21 protein-coding genes are annotated in these 17,521 nt (G+C 69.1%); 10 read left to right on the forward strand and 11 right to left on the reverse strand.

Annotated features, from left to right (window positions below; all coding sequences use genetic code 11):
* Entirely contained in the window at positions 1 to 795 is a 795-nt protein-coding gene (locus ACLM5J_RS16340) for a class II aldolase/adducin family protein (protein ID WP_413657539.1), read from the reverse strand.
* A 40-nt stretch (positions 796 to 835) separates the two neighbouring features.
* A complete protein-coding gene (locus tag ACLM5J_RS16345; RefSeq protein WP_413657540.1) occupies positions 836 to 2,470 on the reverse strand; it encodes a class I adenylate-forming enzyme family protein in 1,635 nt (544 codons plus the stop codon).
* A gap of 199 nt (positions 2,471 to 2,669) precedes the next feature.
* On the opposite strand from ACLM5J_RS16345, the gene ACLM5J_RS16350 reads away from it, so the two are divergent.
* Genes ACLM5J_RS16350 through ACLM5J_RS16365 form a run of 4 tightly spaced genes read left to right on the forward strand, consistent with a single transcriptional unit; the run spans position 2,670 to position 5,909 of the window.
* Positions 2,670 to 3,479 carry a hypothetical protein gene (locus ACLM5J_RS16350; RefSeq protein WP_413657541.1) on the forward strand — a complete coding sequence of 270 codons (810 nt, stop codon included), beginning with the start codon at positions 2,670 to 2,672 and terminating at the stop codon, positions 3,477 to 3,479.
* The gene (locus tag ACLM5J_RS16355; RefSeq protein WP_413657542.1) at positions 3,476 to 4,492 is read left to right on the forward strand and encodes an LLM class flavin-dependent oxidoreductase; all 1,017 of its coding nucleotides are present in this window, start codon (positions 3,476 to 3,478) and stop codon (positions 4,490 to 4,492) included. The genes ACLM5J_RS16350 and ACLM5J_RS16355 overlap by 4 nt, the downstream gene beginning before the upstream one ends.
* A gap of 55 nt (positions 4,493 to 4,547) precedes the next feature.
* Positions 4,548 to 5,354 carry a FadR/GntR family transcriptional regulator gene (locus tag ACLM5J_RS16360; RefSeq protein ID WP_413657543.1) on the forward strand — a complete coding sequence of 269 codons (807 nt, stop codon included), beginning with the start codon at positions 4,548 to 4,550 and terminating at the stop codon, positions 5,352 to 5,354.
* Between the two features lie 24 nt (positions 5,355 to 5,378).
* Positions 5,379 to 5,909, forward strand: a complete 531-nt coding sequence (locus ACLM5J_RS16365) for a flavin reductase family protein (protein ID WP_413657544.1) — start codon at positions 5,379 to 5,381, stop codon at positions 5,907 to 5,909.
* Positions 5,910 to 5,964: 55 nt separating this feature from the next.
* On the opposite strand, the gene ACLM5J_RS16370 is transcribed toward ACLM5J_RS16365, so the two are convergent.
* From ACLM5J_RS16370 to ACLM5J_RS16405, 8 genes are all read right to left on the reverse strand, one after another.
* On the reverse strand, positions 5,965 to 6,357 hold the full coding sequence (locus ACLM5J_RS16370) for a thioesterase family protein (protein WP_413657545.1): 393 nt from the start codon (positions 6,355 to 6,357) through the stop codon (positions 5,965 to 5,967).
* A gap of 125 nt (positions 6,358 to 6,482) precedes the next feature.
* Complete coding sequence (locus ACLM5J_RS16375) at positions 6,483 to 6,557, reverse strand: 50S ribosomal protein bL37 (protein WP_369759046.1); 75 nt, start codon at positions 6,555 to 6,557, stop codon at positions 6,483 to 6,485.
* A gap of 89 nt (positions 6,558 to 6,646) precedes the next feature.
* A complete protein-coding gene (gene rsrA, locus ACLM5J_RS16380; protein ID WP_413657546.1) occupies positions 6,647 to 6,907 on the reverse strand; it encodes a mycothiol system anti-sigma-R factor in 261 nt (86 codons plus the stop codon).
* Positions 6,904 to 7,545, reverse strand: a complete 642-nt coding sequence (locus ACLM5J_RS16385; protein ID WP_413657547.1) for a sigma-70 family RNA polymerase sigma factor — start codon at positions 7,543 to 7,545, stop codon at positions 6,904 to 6,906. The genes rsrA and ACLM5J_RS16385 overlap by 4 nt, the downstream gene beginning before the upstream one ends.
* A 97-nt stretch (positions 7,546 to 7,642) precedes the next feature.
* Positions 7,643 to 8,272: an alpha/beta family hydrolase gene (locus ACLM5J_RS16390; RefSeq protein WP_413657548.1), complete on the reverse strand. Its 630-nt coding sequence runs from the start codon at positions 8,270 to 8,272 to the stop codon at positions 7,643 to 7,645.
* Entirely contained in the window at positions 8,272 to 9,012 is a 741-nt protein-coding gene (locus ACLM5J_RS16395; RefSeq protein WP_413657549.1) for an SOS response-associated peptidase, read from the reverse strand. Before ACLM5J_RS16395 ends, ACLM5J_RS16390 begins: the two co-directional genes overlap by 1 nt.
* Positions 9,013 to 9,129: 117 nt before the next feature.
* Positions 9,130 to 9,789, reverse strand: a complete 660-nt coding sequence (locus ACLM5J_RS16400; RefSeq protein WP_413657550.1) for a hypothetical protein — start codon at positions 9,787 to 9,789, stop codon at positions 9,130 to 9,132.
* A gap of 172 nt (positions 9,790 to 9,961) precedes the next feature.
* Positions 9,962 to 11,044: a M15 family metallopeptidase gene (locus ACLM5J_RS16405; protein WP_413657551.1), complete on the reverse strand. Its 1,083-nt coding sequence runs from the start codon at positions 11,042 to 11,044 to the stop codon at positions 9,962 to 9,964.
* A gap of 178 nt (positions 11,045 to 11,222) precedes the next feature.
* On the opposite strand from ACLM5J_RS16405, the gene ACLM5J_RS16410 reads away from it, so the two are divergent.
* The 3 genes from ACLM5J_RS16410 to rsgA are packed head-to-tail and all read left to right on the forward strand — an operon-like array spanning position 11,223 to position 15,108.
* On the forward strand, positions 11,223 to 12,809 hold the full coding sequence (locus tag ACLM5J_RS16410) for a sigma-70 family RNA polymerase sigma factor (protein WP_413657552.1): 1,587 nt from the start codon (positions 11,223 to 11,225) through the stop codon (positions 12,807 to 12,809).
* Positions 12,810 to 12,842: 33 nt separating this feature from the next.
* On the forward strand, positions 12,843 to 14,117 hold the full coding sequence (aroA, locus tag ACLM5J_RS16415; RefSeq protein ID WP_413657553.1) for a 3-phosphoshikimate 1-carboxyvinyltransferase: 1,275 nt from the start codon (positions 12,843 to 12,845) through the stop codon (positions 14,115 to 14,117).
* Between the two features lie 4 nt (positions 14,118 to 14,121).
* Entirely contained in the window at positions 14,122 to 15,108 is a 987-nt protein-coding gene (gene rsgA / locus ACLM5J_RS16420; protein WP_413657554.1) for a ribosome small subunit-dependent GTPase A, read from the forward strand.
* Here the strand turns inward: rsgA and ACLM5J_RS16425 are convergent.
* Positions 15,099 to 15,578 carry a DUF2231 domain-containing protein gene (locus ACLM5J_RS16425; protein ID WP_413657555.1) on the reverse strand — a complete coding sequence of 160 codons (480 nt, stop codon included), beginning with the start codon at positions 15,576 to 15,578 and terminating at the stop codon, positions 15,099 to 15,101. The genes rsgA and ACLM5J_RS16425 overlap by 10 nt on opposite strands.
* Before the next feature lie 82 nt (positions 15,579 to 15,660).
* Here ACLM5J_RS16425 and hisN point away from each other — a divergent pair, with 82 nt between their 5' ends.
* The 3 genes from hisN (at position 15,661) to ACLM5J_RS16440 (ending at position 17,439) form a co-directional block, all read left to right on the forward strand.
* Positions 15,661 to 16,548: a histidinol-phosphatase gene (hisN, locus tag ACLM5J_RS16430; RefSeq protein WP_413657556.1), complete on the forward strand. Its 888-nt coding sequence runs from the start codon at positions 15,661 to 15,663 to the stop codon at positions 16,546 to 16,548.
* A gap of 74 nt (positions 16,549 to 16,622) precedes the next feature.
* A complete protein-coding gene (locus ACLM5J_RS16435; protein ID WP_413657557.1) occupies positions 16,623 to 17,054 on the forward strand; it encodes a CBS domain-containing protein in 432 nt (143 codons plus the stop codon).
* A gap of 16 nt (positions 17,055 to 17,070) precedes the next feature.
* Complete coding sequence (locus ACLM5J_RS16440; protein WP_343990281.1) at positions 17,071 to 17,439, forward strand: FKBP-type peptidyl-prolyl cis-trans isomerase; 369 nt, start codon at positions 17,071 to 17,073, stop codon at positions 17,437 to 17,439.
* Positions 17,440 to 17,521: the final 82 nt, after the last annotated feature.

The following is a 17,521-nucleotide window of genomic DNA, read 5'->3' on the forward strand; positions in this document are numbered from 1 at the left end:
TCAGGCCAGCACCTCGGGCTCGGCGCGGAGCAGGCTGCGGGTGGCGCCGCCCCAGTAGACCTCGGCAGCGCGCTCGAGCAGCGACTCCTTCATCCCGAGCATCGCGCTGCGGGGCATCTCCAGCGGCGTGAAGCCGGAGACCAGGACGTCGTAGGCCAGCTTGCAGACCCGCTCGAAGGAGGCGGCACGATAGGTCGCCTCGACCAGGTTCGAACCGGTCACGATGACACCGTGGTTGGCCAGCACGGCCACCTTCGCGTCGCCGATCTGCTCGGCCAGGTCCTGGGCCAGGCGCGGGGTGTCGATCTCACCGCTGTACTCCTGGACGAAGACCAGGTCGTCGATGTACATCGACCCGGTCTGGTGGACCAGCTCGGGGAGCTTGCCGATCGCAGCCAACACGCAGACGTAGTACGGGTGGTTGTGGATCACCACGCGGGCGTCCTTGCGCATCCGGTGCAGCTCGGTGTGGATGTGGATCGCGGGGGTGACGTCCCAACGGCCGGAGACCAGGGCGGCGTCCTCATCGACCAGGCACATGTCGGAGGCGCTGACCTCGTTCCACCACAGGCCCCAGGGGTTCACCAGCATGTTGGTGTCGCCGGGACGCTGCCAGGTGATGTGACCGGCGAGGTTCTCCGCGAACCCCTCCTTGGCCAACAGCCGGAACGCGATCGCCAGCGACTGCTCGTCGGTGAGCTCACCACGGCTGACCTCCGGCATCACCGAAGGTGCCCAGACGTCGAGGCCGCCCTTGCGCGGGGTCTCGGCAGCGGTGCTATTCGTCATCGTCATCTCTTGTCTCCTCTGAGTGAAGTTCCAGTGCGCGAGGTCGTCAGCGAGCGGCGAGCTCGGCCGCGACCTTCTCGGCGATCAGCTTCCGCAGCTCGCCCTTGGCGACCTTCGCTCCGCTGGACCGCGGCAGTTCGGGCATGATCTCCAGGCGTTCGGGGAAGAGCTCGCGCGAGACGCCCTCGGCCTTCAGGTGGGCCACCAACGTCTCCAGGTCGAACTCCGCGCCGGTGTGCAGTTCCACGAAGAGGCAGACCCGCTCACCCAGGACCGGGTCCGGCATCGCCACGGCGGCCGCGTGCCGGATCGCCGGGTGGGTGAGGGCGTCGGCCTCGACGACGGCGAGGCTGATGTTCTTGCCGCCGCGCACCACGAACTCGGAGATCCGACCGACCACGCTGAGGTAGCCGTCGGCGTCGATCTCGCAGATGTCACCCATCAGCATCAGGCCGTTGTCGGTGAAGAGCGAGGCGTTGGCGGCCTCGTCGTCGAGGTAGCCGAGCGAAAGCGCCGGGCCGAAGCAGGCCGGTTGGCCGCGGCCGGTGGAGGTGACGTCGTTGGCACCTTCGAAGAGCCGGACGTTCATCTCCGGGGCGATCCGGCCGGCGGTCCGCAACCGCTGCTCGGGGGTGTCGTGCAGGTTGGTGCCGCTGAGCAGGCCGGTCTCGTTGGAGCCGTAGAACTGCAGGATCGTGGAACCGGTCCGCTCCTCGAACTCCACCGCCTGGGCGTAGGGCACGGCCTCGCCGCCGGTGAAGACGACGCGCAGCGAACTGATGTCGAACTCTTCGAGCGAGGAGTCGGCCAGCATCATGATGAACTGGGTGCTGACGCAGCAGAGCACGGTGACCTTGTGCTCCTGGATCAGCCGGGCGGCCTCACGCGGCGAGAACTTGGGCATCACCACGGTGTGCGCGGCGAGCTTGATCGGCGTCACGTGCGAGGTCCAGAGCCCGAAGCCGAACGGCGCCGGGACGATCGAGAGCATCACTTCGCCGTCGACGAGTTCGCCGTTGGCGGCAGCTTGGGTGTGGAAGTAGTGCCAGCGGTTCTGGGTGTGCATGACGGCCTTGGGCAGACCGGTGGTGCCCGAGGTGGAGTTGACCAGGAAGAGGTCGTCGGGGCTGGTGGCGACGGCCGGCAGCGCTGCCTCGTCGACCTCCCAGTACTCGCTGCCACCCTCGGCGGCACAGGTCAGCCGGACGCCGAGTCCGTCCAGGGTGAGGACCAGGTGCTTGAGCCGGATCTCGCGCTCGGCGAGGTCGGCGATCAGACTGCCGGCGTCACGGCCGTCCTGGGCAGCGAGGGTCAACAGCGCCTCACACTGGCTCTGCCGGGCGATGTGGGCGACTTCGCGGACACCGGCCTTGGCGCCGATCCCGACGATGGTGGCACTCAGCCGTTCGATGGCGACGAAGGCGACGTGGATCTCGATACCGTCCGCCATGCAGACCGCGACCCGGCTCCCGGGCCGGATGCCGGCTCCGGCGAGGCGACGGGCCAACTCGTCCGCGCGCTGGTCGAACTGTGCCCAGGTGATCACCCGGTCGCCGCTGGTGTAGGCCAAGGAGTCGGGCACCTGGGCAGCATTGCGAGCCACTGCCGTCGACAGGGTCTCGTCACTCCACCAGCCACGGCGCCGGAACTCGGCCGCGTGCTCCGCATCGAACAAAGTCATGTGAATGTTCTAGATCTTCCTTGTGACGCATGTCAACCCGGCAGTCCGTATCGCACCGCCTCAGATGCGAGGTCTGGACCGGGTTCTCGCGCGCACGGGCGACTTATCCCTTCCGTAGAAGAGTTGAGTCAACTACTTGCCAGACGTCCCCTCATATGGGAATCTTCCATAAGATTCGTTTCTGGAAAGGAACCGCTGCATGCTGCCCGCACCTCGCGTCGCCTTCCTCAGCCTCTCCAAGGCCAAGGAGGTGGCCCACCACCAGGCCGTCAACGCCTGGCACCAGCTCGACCACCGGCCCGAGAACCTGGCTCTCGACGGTGTCGCCCACGGCGAGCGTTTCGTGCAGACACCTGCCCTGGCGCAGACCGCCGCAGCGGCCGGCGATTTCACCGACTTCCACTACGCGAACCTCTACTGGTTCGACGAGCCGACCGGTCCGGCGATCGACACCTGGGCGGAGTTCGCCGAACAGTCCTTCCGCGAAGGTCGTCGCCCCGACATCGACCTGTTGGACCGCGCCTATATGGACTTCTTCCACGTCGTCGGTGCCGAGGTCTCCCCCACGTTGCGCCTCAATGAGCGCGCTCTCTACTTCCGTCCGGCTACGGGCGTCATCATGATCGCCACCGAGATCCCCGGCTCGATCTCACGGACCGCCCTGCACGAGCGGAGCGCCTGGGAACTCGACGTTCTGCTCCCCGCGCTCGCCGCCGTCCCCGGGATCAGCGCCGCCTGGGCGCTGCACAGCGCCCCTGCCCTCGCACCGGCCGCCTGGCAGGCCACCGAGGCCGCCAACGGGACCGGCGCGGACCGGATCATGCGCGTGATCTGGGCGACCACCGAGATCGACCCGCCCGGCACCGTGCTGGCCCGGCTCCGCGAGGCCGAGCCCGCCATCGCACTCAGCGCACCCACCAAGCAGCCCGGAGCGACCCGCTTCGTCGGCGCCCTCGAGACCATCACCCCCTGGCAGTGGGACTGGTTCAGCCAAGGAGAGAACGCATGACCGGCCCCGCCACCACCCTCGGCCTGCTCTTCGACGTCCGCAACCCCGCAGCGTGGCAGCAGCCCTGGGGCGAGGTGATCGGCTCCGCGCTCGATCAGGTCGTCGAGGCCGAACGGCTCGGCGCCGGTTCGATCTGGGCCACCGAGCACCACAACTTCGAGGACGGCTACCTCAGCCAGCCGCTGACCTTCCTCGCGTCCGCCGCGGCCCGCACCACGCGGATCCGACTCGGCACCGGCGTGCTCCTCGCCTCGATGCGCCACCCCCGGCACATCAGTGAGCAGGCCGCCCTGATCGACCAGATCAGCGGCGGGCGTCTCGAACTCGGTGTCGGTGCCGGCTATGCCGCCGAGGAGTTCGAACTCTTCGGTCGCGACCTGAGCAAGCGGATGACCCTGGCTGACGCCAAGATCCGCGAGCTGAAGGCCGACCTCTGGGACGGCGCCCTCAACCCGCCGCCCACCCAGGAGCGCCTCCCGCTCTGGCTCGGCTACCAGGGCCCGCAGGGCGCCAAGCGCGCCGGACGACTCGGCGTCGGCCTGCTGGCGCCGAACGCCGCGCTCCTCCCCTCTTATCTCGAAGGCTTGAGCGAAGGCGGTCACGACCCCGCGCTCGCCGCGATGGGCGGGATGATCCCCATGGTGCTGGCTACCGACCCCGAGCGGACCGCGCAGATCATCGCGCCGCACTACGCCCACCAGACCCGGACCTACGCACAGGCGCGGGTCACCGATGGCAGCGTCGTCGCAGCGCAGGACCACGACGAGGTGGTCAAGCAACTGCTCGACCCGACCTCGCGCGGTCTGCGCGTCGTCGAGGTCGCGACGGCGGCAGCCGAACTGGGCGCCCTGCGTGCCGCTGCGCCGATCAGGCACCTCTACTTCTGGGCCTCGGTGGCAGCGATGCCGCAGAGCGTGGTCGCCGAGCACATGTCTCTGATCTTCGGCCCACTTGCTGAGCAACTCGGGATAAGTTCACAGGGTCCTGTACCTGACCAGGCGCGGCTCCCGTAACGTCAACGTGTCTGGTGGACAAAGTGGTGCAACACGATGTGGATGAGAGGACGGCATGACCGCTCGAGAAGGCGCTCCCCCCGCAGGTGCGGTGCGGTTCGCCCGCCTGGCCGAGCAGATCGCGGACGATCTGCGGACCCGACTCCTGGTCGGCGACCTCGCCGAAGCCACGGAGCTGCCGGTTGAGGAGTCACTGCGCGGCCACTATGCGGTCAGCAAGCCGACCTTCCGCGAGGCGATGCGCGTCCTGGAGGCCGAGGGCCTGATCACTGTGCGCCGGGGCGCGATCGGTGGCGCTGTGGTCCACCGGCCCGACGCCGAGCACGTCGCCTACAGCCTCGGTATGGCTCTGGCCGGACGCGCCGTACCGATCAGCGACGTCGCCGAGGCACTGCGCGAGGTCGAGCCGGCCTGCGCAGCCGCCTGCGCCCTGCGCGAGGACCGCAAGATCGAGGTGATCCCGGTCCTGACCCGGTTGCACGAGCGAGCGGTCAAGGTCGTCGACAACCTGGTCGAGGTCACCACGCTGTCGCGGATGTTCCACGAAGCGGTCGTCGACCTCTGCGGCAACGAGTCGCTGGCGATGGTCGCCGGTGCGCTTGAGTCACTGTGGAGCTCGCACGAGTCGCAGTGGGCCAGCCACCACCGCGAGGCCAGCTCCCTGCCCCGCGCCCAGCGCCTGCAGGCACTCGACGAGCATCGCGCACTGATCGACGCGATCGCGGCCGGTGACGCCGAGCTGGCTCGGTCGATCTCGCTCAAGCACCTCGAGGTGTCCCAGAACTATCCGATCGGCGACGGCCCCGCCGTGCTGATCTCCCCCGCCTCCGTGCGGACCCGTTTCATCTCGTCCTCCAACTGACCCGCCCCAAGGAGATCCCCCCTCATGACTGCCGCCACCACCATCGACCCCCAGCTGATGCGCACCTGCATGAGCCAGTTCGCCAGTGGGGTCACTGTGGTTACCGGTATCGATGAGGCCGGCAACCCACTCGGATTCGCCTGTCAGTCCTTCGCCTCACTCTCCCTGGACCCGGCACTGATCTTGATCTGTGTCGACCACGGCGGCCGCTCCTGGCCGCAGATCGCGCCGAGCGGCAAGTTCAGCGTCAACGTGCTCGCCGAGGAACAGGGCGATCTGGTCAGCCGCTTCGGCTCCAGCCGCGGGCAGCGTTTCGAGGGCCTGGACTGGCACGAGTCGCCGTTGGGCACCCCTGCCCTTCCCGACACCCTGCTCCGGGTCGACTGCGAGGTCCACGAGGTCCTTCCCGGCGGTGACCACGACATCGTCGTCGGCCGGGTGCAGGAGCTGGCGCTCGGCGAACCGAATGCCCCGATGCTCTTCTTCCGCGGCAAGATCGGGATCCGCAAGGAGATCCGGGTCGAGAGCCACACCCTCGGCTGGGGCTGGGAGTAGCCCCGAGAGTGCACAGATAGCACGCGAGGGCGCACATCTTGTGCGCCCTCGCGTGCTATTTGTGCGCCTTCGGGGCCAGGCGGGCGAGGAAGCGCTCGGCGTCGACGACGACCCGGGTGATCTCACCGGAGCCGACCAGCTTGGCACCCATCCGGGCAGCGACCGTGAACCGGACCAGGCGCGGCTCGGTGTAGGCGGCCGACACCTCGATCTCGACCTCGGCGCCGACCGCGCTCGCCGCCAGGTGCTCCATCGAGACGCGGGTGCCGACACTGGTCCGGCCCTCCGTCAGGATCGGCTCGATCGCGGTACAGGTGACGGCCTCGCACCAGGCCACCAACCTGGGCGTACCCAGCACCGGCAGCGACCCCGAACCGACGGCCACCGCAGTGTCCTGCTCGGTGACCGTGAAGCGGGCGGAGGCGGCCAAGGGCGCGGGCGACGTCATGGCCTCAGTGTGCCGTACCTGCCCGGAGCGAGCTGCGCCAGCCGAGGCCCGGAGACACAGAACCCCCGCCGCCGTCTGGCTCGGGGGTTCGTGTTGTCACGCTCACGCGCGATCGCTGCGTGCGATCAGGCGTTGGGGCGCTTGCCGTGGTTCGCGCCCTTCTTCTTGCGTGCACGGCGCTTACGACCGGTCTTGCCCATGGTGTCCTCCTGGGATCGAACTACTCAGACCATTATCTCAGGTCCGCCCCTGCTGGTGCCAATCGAGAACCGCGATGAGACGCGGTCGGTCACCGTTCGGTGATCCGGATCTGCACCTCGCGCAGCTGCAACAGGACCCGCTCACGCAGACCATCGGGGGCGTTCTCGGCGCAGGAACGAGCCACCACCTGCTTCACGGTGCGTTCGAGGTCGTACTTCTGCAGGCACGGCGCACACTCCTCGAGGTGCACCCGAACCACCGAGCAGTCGGCCTCGTCGAGTTCGTTGTCGATCAGGAAGACGATCCGCTCGAGGTAGTCGGCGCAGTCGTCGGGCTCAAGGGCGCTCATGCTTTCTCCCCCTCACCGTCGAGGCGGAGCAGGCTGTTGTCACGCACGTAGTCGCTCAACATGTCACGGAGCTGACGGCGTCCGCGGTGCAGACGCGACATCACTGTGCCGATCGGGGTATCCATGATCTCGGCGATCTCCTTGTACGGAAAACCCTCCACGTCAGCCAGGTAGACGGCGAGCCGGAACTCCTCGGGGAGCCTCTGCAACGCCTCCTTGACCTGCGAATCTGGGAGATGCTCCAGCGCCTCGGTCTCGGCGGACTTCAGGCCCGTCGAGGTGTGCGACTCGGCGCGGTGCAACTGCCAGTCTTCGACCTCTTCGGCCATCGACTGCTGTGGTTGCCGCTGCTTCTTGCGGTAGGTATTGATGAAGGTGTTGGTCAGGATCCGGTACAGCCAGGCCTTGAGGTTGGTGCCGGGCTTGTACTGGTGGAACGCCGAGAAAGCCTTCGCGAACGTCTCCTGGACCAGGTCCTCCGCATCGGCAGGGTTGCGGGTCATCCGCATCGCCGCCGAGTACAGCTGGTCCAGGTAGGGCATGGCGTCGCGTTCGAAGCGCAGCGAACGCTGGGCATCGGTCTCATTGGCCAGGTCGACGTCGCTCATGTCGACGTCGCTGGTGAGGGATTCAGTCATCACGGCCCAGCCTACGGCAGGGCCGTCGGCGGGACGATCGAGTACGGCGAGCACATCAGGAGTAACCAGCCACCACGGCGATTGATTCCCGCCGTTCTCATCCGGCACCTATCTGCGCCCTGATCCAGGAACCGGCCGCGGCTACCACCGCGGCGATCGTCTGTTCCGGATCCACCGGCGCGGACTTCGCCACCTTGAAGGAGTGGTCGGCCCACGGCACCTCGACGACGTCCACGTCGTCGGGGAACTCCGCCGGGCGTCCGAACGCGTCCCGTCCACCCTGGATCACCCGACTCGGCACCCCGGCCCCGAGGAGTTCGTCGAGCCGCGACCGCTCGGGCTTGCCCGGCGGATGGAGCGGGAAGGAGAGCGCGAGCAGCGCAGCCGCCTCGACCCGGGTGGCGGTCCGGGCCGCGCTCCGCGCGCCTGCGGAGCGGCCGCCGACCACCAGGGGAATCTCCCGGCCGACGGCGGCGGCAGCCGCGGTGAAGGCGACGTCGAGGGAGGCCGGTGGCCCGGCGATCTTCCGGCCGGCGACCTTCCACGGTTGTTCGAACCGGATCACGGTGATGCCCTGGGCCGGTAACTGTGCGGCCAGCGCCGCGAGGTCCGCTGTGTCGACGCCGGCACCGGCGCCGTGGCTGATCAGCAGCGTCGCCACCGGCTCCGCTGCGTCGTCACGGTAGAGGAGGCCCGGTCCGCCCGGGGTCTCGATCGGGGTCGTCATCAGGCTTCGGCCGGCAACGGAGCGATCAGCTCCGGCCCGTTGTTGCGGACGTTGTTGACCAGCAGCGAGACCGGCTGCGCCACCAGGCGCCCAGGGGCGGCCGGCTCCAACAGCGCCAGCAACTCCTCGGAAGCGTGCGGCTCCGGGTCGAGCCAGGTCGACCAGCGGTCGACGGGCACCATCAACGGCATCCGGTTGTGGATATGACCCAACGAGTCCTCGGCCTCGGTCGTGATCACCGTGCAGGTCCACCGGAACTGGCCCGGCTCACCGTCGGCGACGGCGGGGTCGCGCCAGATCTCGTAGAGGCCGGCCATCGCCAGCACACCGTCGTCGGCGGGGTGGATGAAGAACGGCTGCTTGATCGGCTTCCCCTTGGCGTTCAGCTGCTCGCTGGGGTACCACTCGAAGTAACCGTCTGCCGGCAGGAGGCAGCGTCGGGCGGCGAAGGCACGGCGGTAGGACGGCTTCTCGGCCACGGTCTCCATCCGGGCGTTGATCATCCGGTTGCCGATCGCCGGGTCCTTGGCCCAACTCGGCACCAGCCCCCAGCGCAGCGCGCGCAACTGCCGCTGCTGGGGCCGATCGGCCTTCGCCGGACGCTCCAGGACGGCGTAGACCTCTTTCGTGGGCGCGACGTTGTAGTCCGGCTCCAGAGGCGCCTCCAAGACGCTCTCCTCGACCTCGAACTCGTCGATCAGATCCTCGGCTCGGCGCGAGGAGGCATAGCGGCCGCACATGGGACCAGCCTATGCGGCGGGGGTCACCCGCTCCTCCCACCCCGGCGGACGTCATACCTTGAGAGGAGGCAGGGCCACGCGACGTATGACGTCCGCACGAGCGGGCAGCGGGAGCGGTCAGTCGCGGGTGAGGTCGTCGAGCAGCAGGGTCGCGGCGAAGTCGGTGTCGGGGAGGCCCTCGATCCAGACCCGGGCGCGATCGGCGGCGACCATCGTCCGGAGCAGGGTGACCCGACGCGCCAGGCGGTCGTCACGCTCGGCGAGCACGACGACCCGGCGCGCGCCGAGGGCCCCGATGGTGTGCGCCTGGGCGAAGACGGTGCGCGCGGACTCCCCCAGCCGCATCGTCACCATCGCCCGGGCGATCGGCGTCTGGTCACCGCCGTGCAGTTGCGGTGCCTCGACGACGACCAGGGTCTGGGTGTTCTCGACGTTCGCGTCGGCCGACCGGTAGAGGTCGGCGACGGCGGTGCGCAGGTGGGCGAGGGTGGAGAGTCCGGTCAGCGGATCGGTGCACGAGAGCTGGCTGAGGTAACTCAGGGTGGCCTCGCTCCAGGCTTCACTGAGCACCCGCAGGTCCTCGAAGCGCGGCTCCTCACCGGTGATCAGATGCGCGGTGGCTCGGAGCCCGTCCAGCGCCTCACCGAGCGAGATCCCGTCGCGGGCGAGCGCTCGGCCGGTCTCCTCACAGGCACCACTCAGCGGCGTCTGTGCGGCGAACGCCTCGGCGACTGCGAGGAAGCGTGGCGGCAGCTCACGCGTGATCCACTCCGGCAATCGGCCGCCCTCGGCCGTGACAGAGGTCCTCGAACGCGTAGCGAAGAAGCCCACCGTCCCTCCCTTCGTGTGTACGGCCCTCGTTCGCAGATGAAACGGCCGGATCCGGCGACCATGACGCAGAACCGGATGCCGAATTCTCACGCACTGTCAGCGGAGCGCCGGTTACTGCTCAGCCATCGAAGTGATGCCGGTCCTTCGCCCGGTAGGTCCACTTCAAGCCATGGGCATGCAGAGTCCGCACCACCCGGTGCGAGGGACTGCACCAAGCCACCTTCGGGTGGCACCTGCCCACCCACCACCGGTTCGGCACCCACCCGTCCTCCCTGCTGGCGAAGGGGTTCTCCCAGGGATTGAGGTCGACGGCACGCCCGCGGGCATGGGGGCTGCGGACGCCGGGGCGTCCGACCACGTTGCGGCAGTTGAAGGCCGAGGTGTTTCCGGCCGCCATCGAGGCGTAGTCGTCGGCTCCGCGCAACCGTTTCGACCAGCCGAACCGGTCGACCCGGTACATCGAGCGCACCGGCAGCTTCGCCCGGTAGAGAGCCGCGAAGGCTGACGCCGTCTGCCGAGCCGCCCCCTTCGCGGTGACCAGTTCGCCGCGACGCCGGAAGCCGCCGTAGTCCCAGTAGCTGACCCGGATCAGCCGCAACGATCGGCGCGGCAGACAGCCGCGATGCCAACTCCGCCCGACCATCTCTCGCCAGACCTGGTCGGGAATCGAGGTGATCACCGGGCGGGCGCCGTCCGCGAACGCGAGTGGCTGGGCAGGAAGCTTGATCCGGGGTCGGGGCGCCTGCTTCGGCAACTTCACCGCGGCGATGATCGGGCGCAGCTTCACCCGCACCACGTTCGAGGGCTCCGAATGCGCCTGCTCCGTCTGCTGAGCCGCGATCCGGTACTCCGCACTCTGCCGCGGCATCACCGTGAAGATCGCGACCCCGTCCGCGGTGGTCACCGCGCTGTCCAGCCCCCGCCAGCCGGCCGGCGTCTGTCGTTGCAGGTGCAGCCCGACGTCGGCGATCGGCGACCCGTCCGCGAGCTGCCACTGCGCCGTGAAGGTGGCACTCCTGCCCTGCACCACACCGGTCGGCGCCCGGAGCGTGATCCTCGCCTGCTCCGGGGCCGTGGGATCGTCAGCGACCGCCGGGGCCGCGGGGAGACCCGTCCCCAGCACCACTGCCAGCCCCACGGTCAGCGCGAGCGTTGACCTGCGAGCGAGCGAGCGCAGCGGTCCACGACGCCTGCCTTCCATGCCGAACTCCCGAGCCCGAGATAACTTCGAGGTGACGACGCTAGTCGAAATAGGGGAACGGGCCGCGCCCGGCCCCCAGGGGTGGACGGGGCGCACCGCGGCGATTGCCTCCCCAGAAATACCGGTGGGGACTAGGCTCAGACGCGTCATGAACGCACGATTGGATCGTTGAAGGTACGTGAGCGAGACCCTTGCCGACGCCGAACTGGTGGGCGATGCCGAACTGATCTCGGCCGTCCGCGACGGCGACGTATCCGCATACGGCCGCCTCTTCGAGCGTCACGTCGCCTCGGCCCGTCGGCTGGCCCGCCAACTGACCTCCCAGTCCGACGCCGACGATCTCGTCTCCGACGCGTTCACCAAGGTGCTCCGGGTGCTCCAGAACGGCGGCGGCCCGGACGTCGCCTTCCGCGCCTATCTGTTGACCGCGATCCGTCGGCTGCACGTCGACAAGATCCGTGGCAACGCCAGGCTGCAGACCACCGACGACATGGAGGCGTTCGACCCCGGCGTCCCGTTCCGCGACACCGCGATCGAGGGGTTCGAGAACGAGGCGGCCGCGAAGGCGTTCGCCTCGCTTCCCGAACGCTGGCAACTGGTGCTGTGGCATACCGAGGTCGAGGGGCAGAAGCCGGCCGAGGTGGCCGCCATCCTGGGGATGTCGCCGAACTCGGTCTCGGCGCTCGCCTACCGTGCCCGCGAGGGACTGCGCCAGGCGTTCCTCACCTCGCACGCCCAGGAGATCGAGGACGACGGGTGCCGTTGGGCCAACGACCATCTGGGCGGGTACATCCGTAAGGGCCTGTCCCGGCGCGACACCGCCAAGGTCGAGGCGCACCTCGATGAGTGCCGCCGTTGTATGGCGATCTATCTGGAACTGACCGAGGTCAACTCCAGCCTGGGCGCCCTGCTGGCGCCGCTGCTCCTGGGCACCGCCGGTGCCGCCTACCTGGCGAGCGCCGGCACCTTGGCCGCGAAAGGCGGCCTGCTGCTGTTGGCCGACCGGGCCAAGGAGTTCGTGCTGGCCAACACGCAGGGGGTCGCGGTGGCCGGGGTGGCGGCAACGGTCGCCGTCGGCACCACCCTGGCGGTCACCCTCCCCAACAACGACACGAAGCCGCAGGCCGAGCAGACCGCACCGGCGACCTCCACCCCCGACGCCGTCCGCCCGAGCACTCCGGCAGCACCCAAGAAGAAGGCGAAGCCGCCGCGCAAGGTCGCCGTCGCGCCGCCCGCTCCCGTGGTGACCGATACTCCGAGCACCCCCGTCACGACGCCGAACCCACCGCCGCCGGCGCAGACACCGAGCCAGCAGCCGACGCAACAGCCCAGCCAGACGCCGACCGAGGAACCGACCGAGGAGCCCACCGAGACTCCGACCCTGCCGCCGGTCACCCCCACAGAGCCGACCTCGCCACCGACCACGAACCCGCCGACGAGTACCGACCTCAGGCTCACCGCCACCGCGGTCCGCGACTACTCCGGGGCGACCATCACCGTGGCCACCACCGGTTATCCGGCCGGGCGCACCGCGATCCTGCGGATCGTCAGCACCAGCCCGCTGGGCCTGACCGCGAACCTGCCGGGTTACTGCCACCAGGATCTGCTCAGCCAGGTGGCCACCTGCGAACTGAGCGCGGCCCGTCCCGGCTTCACCGGCCGGGTCACCCTGGGCCCGTGGGAGACGGTCACCTACACCGTCACGCCGGTGGGCTTCACCGACCCCGACTCCAGCAACAACAGTTGGAGTTTCAGCGCCAGGTGAGCGACCGCCCGACGCCGCCGATAGGCTGAAGCGGTGACGATCCTCGATCCTTGGCCTGCTCCGCGTGCACAGCGACCTGTCGATCTCACGGTCTCGCTGCCCGGCTCGAAGTCCCTGACCAACCGTGCCCTGATCCTCGCGGCACTGGCCGACGGCCCCTCGCAGGTGCGCCGCGCGCTCCGTTCCCGCGACACGTTGTTGATGGCCCAAGCCCTGCGGTCATTGGGCGTTGAGGTCGACACCAGCGGCGACGACTGGCAGGTCACGCCCTCCCTGACCGGCGCCGCAGCCGAGGTCGACTGTGGTCTCGCGGGCACCGTGATGCGCTTCGTCCCGCCGGTGGCCGGCCTGGTCGACGGCGCCGTGGCCTTCGACGGCGACGAGCACATGCGCAACCGACCCATCGGCGTGATGCTCCAGGCCCTGCGCCAACTCGGCGTCGCGATCACCGACACCGACCGCCTCCCGTTCACGGTGACCGGCACCGGCGCGGTCCGCGGCGGCCAGGTCGTCATCGACGCCTCCGCGTCCTCGCAGTTCGTCTCCGCCCTGCTGCTCGTCGGCGCCCGCTACACCGAGGGTGTCGACATCATCCACGACGGGAAGCCGGTCCCCTCCCAGCCGCACATCGAGATGACGATCGCGATGCTGCGCACGCACGGCGTCGAGGTCGACGACTCCGAGCCCAACCGTTGGCGGGTGGCACCGGGCACCATCAAGGCAGTCGACGAGCAGATCGAACCCGACCTCTCGAACGCCGCCCCGTTCCTGGCTCTTGCCGCGACCAGCCGTGGTTCGGTGACGGTCCGAGACTGGCCGCAACACACCACCCAGGCGGGCGACGCGCTGCGCGGCATCCTCACCCAGATGGGGTGCACCGCCACGCTCTCCAGCGCGGGGCTCACCGTCACCTGCGACGGCCCCCTGCAGGGCATCGACATCGACCTGCACGACGTCGGCGAACTGGCTCCGGCGGTCGCCGCACTCTGCGCACTGGCCGAGACTCCCTCGCACCTGCGCGGGATCGAGCACATCCGTGGTCACGAGACCGACCGGCTCACCGCCCTGGCCACCGAGCTCGGTCGGCTGGGCGCCGACGTCACCGAGCACCGCGACGGCCTCTCGTTGCGCCCGGCACCGCTGCACGGCGGCACCTTCGCCACCTACGCCGACCATCGGATGGCCCACGCGGCGGTGATCCTCGGCTCGGCCGTCGACGACATCCTGGTCGAGAACGTCACCACCACCAGCAAGACGTTCCCCGACTTCCCCGGCTTCTGGGCCGAGCTCTTCGAGACCCGGGGCTGAGGCGATGGCGGGGCGGTACAGCGAGCACGACCACGAGCACTACGAGCGTCCTCGCCGACGGACCCGCCCGCGCACCAAGAACCGACCGGCCCACGAGGACGCCGTCGACGCCGTGGTGATCACCGTCGACCGTGGCCGGTTCACGCTGTTGCTCGACGACCGCGTGGTGATGGCGATGAAGTCGCGCAACCTCGGTCGCAAAGGCGTCGTGGTCGGCGACCGGGTCCGGGTGGTCGGCGACGTATCCGGCGACGACGGATCGCTGGCCCGGATCGTCGAGGTGACCGAACGCGTCACCACCCTGCGCCGGACCGCCGATGACACCGACCCGATCGAACGGGTGATCGTCGCCAACGCCACTCAACTGGTCGTGGTCACCGCGCTGGCCGACCCGGAGCCACGGCCCCGACTGATCGACCGGGCGTTGGTCGCGGCGTACGACTCCGGGATGCAGCCGCTGCTCTGTCTGACCAAAGCCGACCTCCGCTCACCCGACGAACTGCTCTCCACCTACCGCTCCTTGGGGGTGCGTTACGTGGTGACCCAGCGTGGCGGCGAACTCGACGAACTCCGCGCCCTGCTCCGTGGGCACACCAGCGTCCTGGTCGGCCACAGCGGCGTCGGGAAGTCGACCCTGGTCAACGCCTTGGTGCCGCAGGCGAACCGGGAGGTCGGCCACGTCAATGCGGTCACCGGCCGTGGCCGGCACACCTCGACCTCGGCCTACCTGCTCCCACTCCCCGATGACGCGGGCTGGATCATCGACACCCCCGGCATCCGCTCCTTCGGTCTGGCCCATGTCCGGCCCGAGACCCTGATCGAGGCGTTCCCCGACCTCGACGAGATGACCGAGGACTGCCCGCGCGGCTGCACTCATGGCGGCGACGAGCCCGAGTGCGGACTCGACGTCGCGGTCCTCGAAGGGCACGCCGATCCCGAGCGGGTGGAGTCGTTCCGCCGCCTGTTGGCGGCGCGCGAGACTCAGCCGTAGACCAGGCGGGCGCCGGCTTCGCCGGTGTAGATGGTCATCGTGAAGAGCAGCACCGCCAGGATCACCAGCATGCTCAGGCTGGCCCACTCGATCAGCGGCGCGTGATGCCCGCGGGCGCCCCGGCCAGAGGCCAACGCGGACGGACCACCCAACGCCCAGGCGGCGAGCAGCATCACCGCGAAGAAGACGATCGCCACCCAGATCAGGATGTCGGCGCGCTCCTGGTGCTCGTGGAACCGCTCGATCGCCGCACCTGCGGCCACCTGCTCGTCCTTGAACTCCCGCCCGGACCACCAGGCGATCACCACCGAGATCAACCCGATCGTGGAGATCACGATCATCGGCCAGCGGGTCACCCAGCGCCAGCGGGGCACCACGGCGTAGGCGACGGCGAGGAGGGCGGCCAACGGAATGAACACCACCGCTGCATGGATTACCAGGGGGTGCGCGGGGAGTCCGTTGATGTCCATGGCGCAAAGCCTAGCGTCGGGTCGCCTCGCTTTTACCGCTGCCATGTCCGGTTCGTGACACGGCGAGGCATACCCTTGGGCCATGCCGTCCGACTACACCGACGACCTGCGTCTGGCCCATCTGCTCGCCGACGACGCCGACTCCATCACCCAGGCCCGGTTCAAGGCCTTGGATCTGCACGTGATGAGCAAGCCGGACCTGACCCCGGTCAGCGACGCCGATCAGGCCGTCGAGGAGGGCATCCGACGCACCCTGTCGCGGGCACGTTCGCGCGATGCGGTGCTCGGCGAGGAGCAGGGCAGCACCGGCACCTCGGCCCGGCGCTGGATCGTCGATCCGATCGACGGCACCAAGAACTTCGTCCGCGGCGTCCCGGTCTGGGCGACGCTGATCGCCCTGGCCGTCGAGGATGAGGTGGTGCTCAGCGTCGTCTCCGCGCCACAGCTGCAGCGACGGTGGTGGGCCAGCAAGGAGAACGGCGCGTGGACCGGCCGCTCGCTGCTCAAGGCGACCCAGTGCCACACCTCCGACGTCCGCCGCCTGGAGGACGCTTCGCTCTCCTACTCCTCGCTGACCGGCTGGGAGGAGCGCGGCCAACTGGAGGACTTCCTCTCGCTGACCCGGCGCTGCTGGCGGACCCGTGCCTACGGCGACTTCTGGTCGTACATGATGGTCGCCGAGGGCGCGGTCGACATCGCCGCCGAGCCGGAACTGGAGCTCTACGACATGGCGGCGCTCGACATCATCGTCCGCGAGGCCGGTGGCCGGTTCACCTCTCTCGACGGCGCTCCCGGCCCGTGGGGCGGCAACGCGGTGGCCAGCAACGGTCACCTGCATGAGGCCGCGTTGGCCTTCCTCGGTTCGGTCCACGACACCGCCGACCCGGACGTCACCCGCCTGCACGGCGGTTCGGTCCACGACCTCGACGCGCGCCGCCGTCAGCTCTCCGACGAGCCGCCGCTCGGCTGAGGCTGGGCAAGCGCGCGGCATCTCGCTACTCTCGTGTGAGACCGATCACACACGGGGTTCCGTTAGGAGGCGTGATGCGTATCAGTGATGTTCTGCGAGGAAAGGCGACCGGCGAGGTCGTCACCATCTCGCCCCAGGCCAGCGTGCGCGAACTGGTCGCCCTGTTGGCCGAACACAACGTCGGTGCCCTGATCGTCAGCACCGACCCCGGCGTGGTGGCCGGCATCGTCTCCGAACGTGACGTGGTCCGGCATCTGCATGCCAACCCGTCGGTGCTCGACGCGCGGGTCCTCGACATCATGACGCCGACCGTGCACACCTGCACCGGTTCGGACGCCGTCGAAGAGCTGATGCAGCTGATGACAGAACACCGGGTCCGGCACGTTCCGGTGCTCACCGATGGCCGGTTGACCGGCATCATCAGCATCGGCGACGTGGTCAAGAGCAGGATCGGTGAGCTCGAGTTCGAGCGCGACCAACTCGATCACTATCTGCACCAGAACTGATCGTAAGGTGGTGCCTATGGAAAAGCCTGAGATCGAGTTCTTCGACCCCACTCCCCCCAGCGACCTGGTGATCACCGACATCACCGTCGGCGACGGCGATGAGGCCACCGCCGGCTCCACCGTCTCCGTCCACTACGTCGGCGTCGCCCACTCCACCGGCGAAGAGTTCGACGCCTCCTACAACCGCGGCGCCCCGCTGCAGTTCCGCCTCGGCGTCGGCCAGGTCATCTCCGGTTGGGACACCGGCGTGCAGGGCATGAAGGTCGGCGGCCGCCGCCAGCTCGTGATCCCGCCGCACCTGGCCTACGGCGACCGTGGCGCCCCGGGCGCGATCAAGGGCGGCGAGACGCTGATCTTCGTCGTCGACCTGCTCAAGGTCAGCTGACGCCACCCCGGAACCGATCTCGACAAGCTCGATCAACGAACTGGCGGTCGAGCTTGTCGAGACCCCGGAACCGATCTCGACA

The organism is Nocardioides sp. Bht2, from assembly GCF_047308515.1.
GTDB lineage: Bacteria > Actinomycetota > Actinomycetes > Propionibacteriales > Nocardioidaceae > Nocardioides.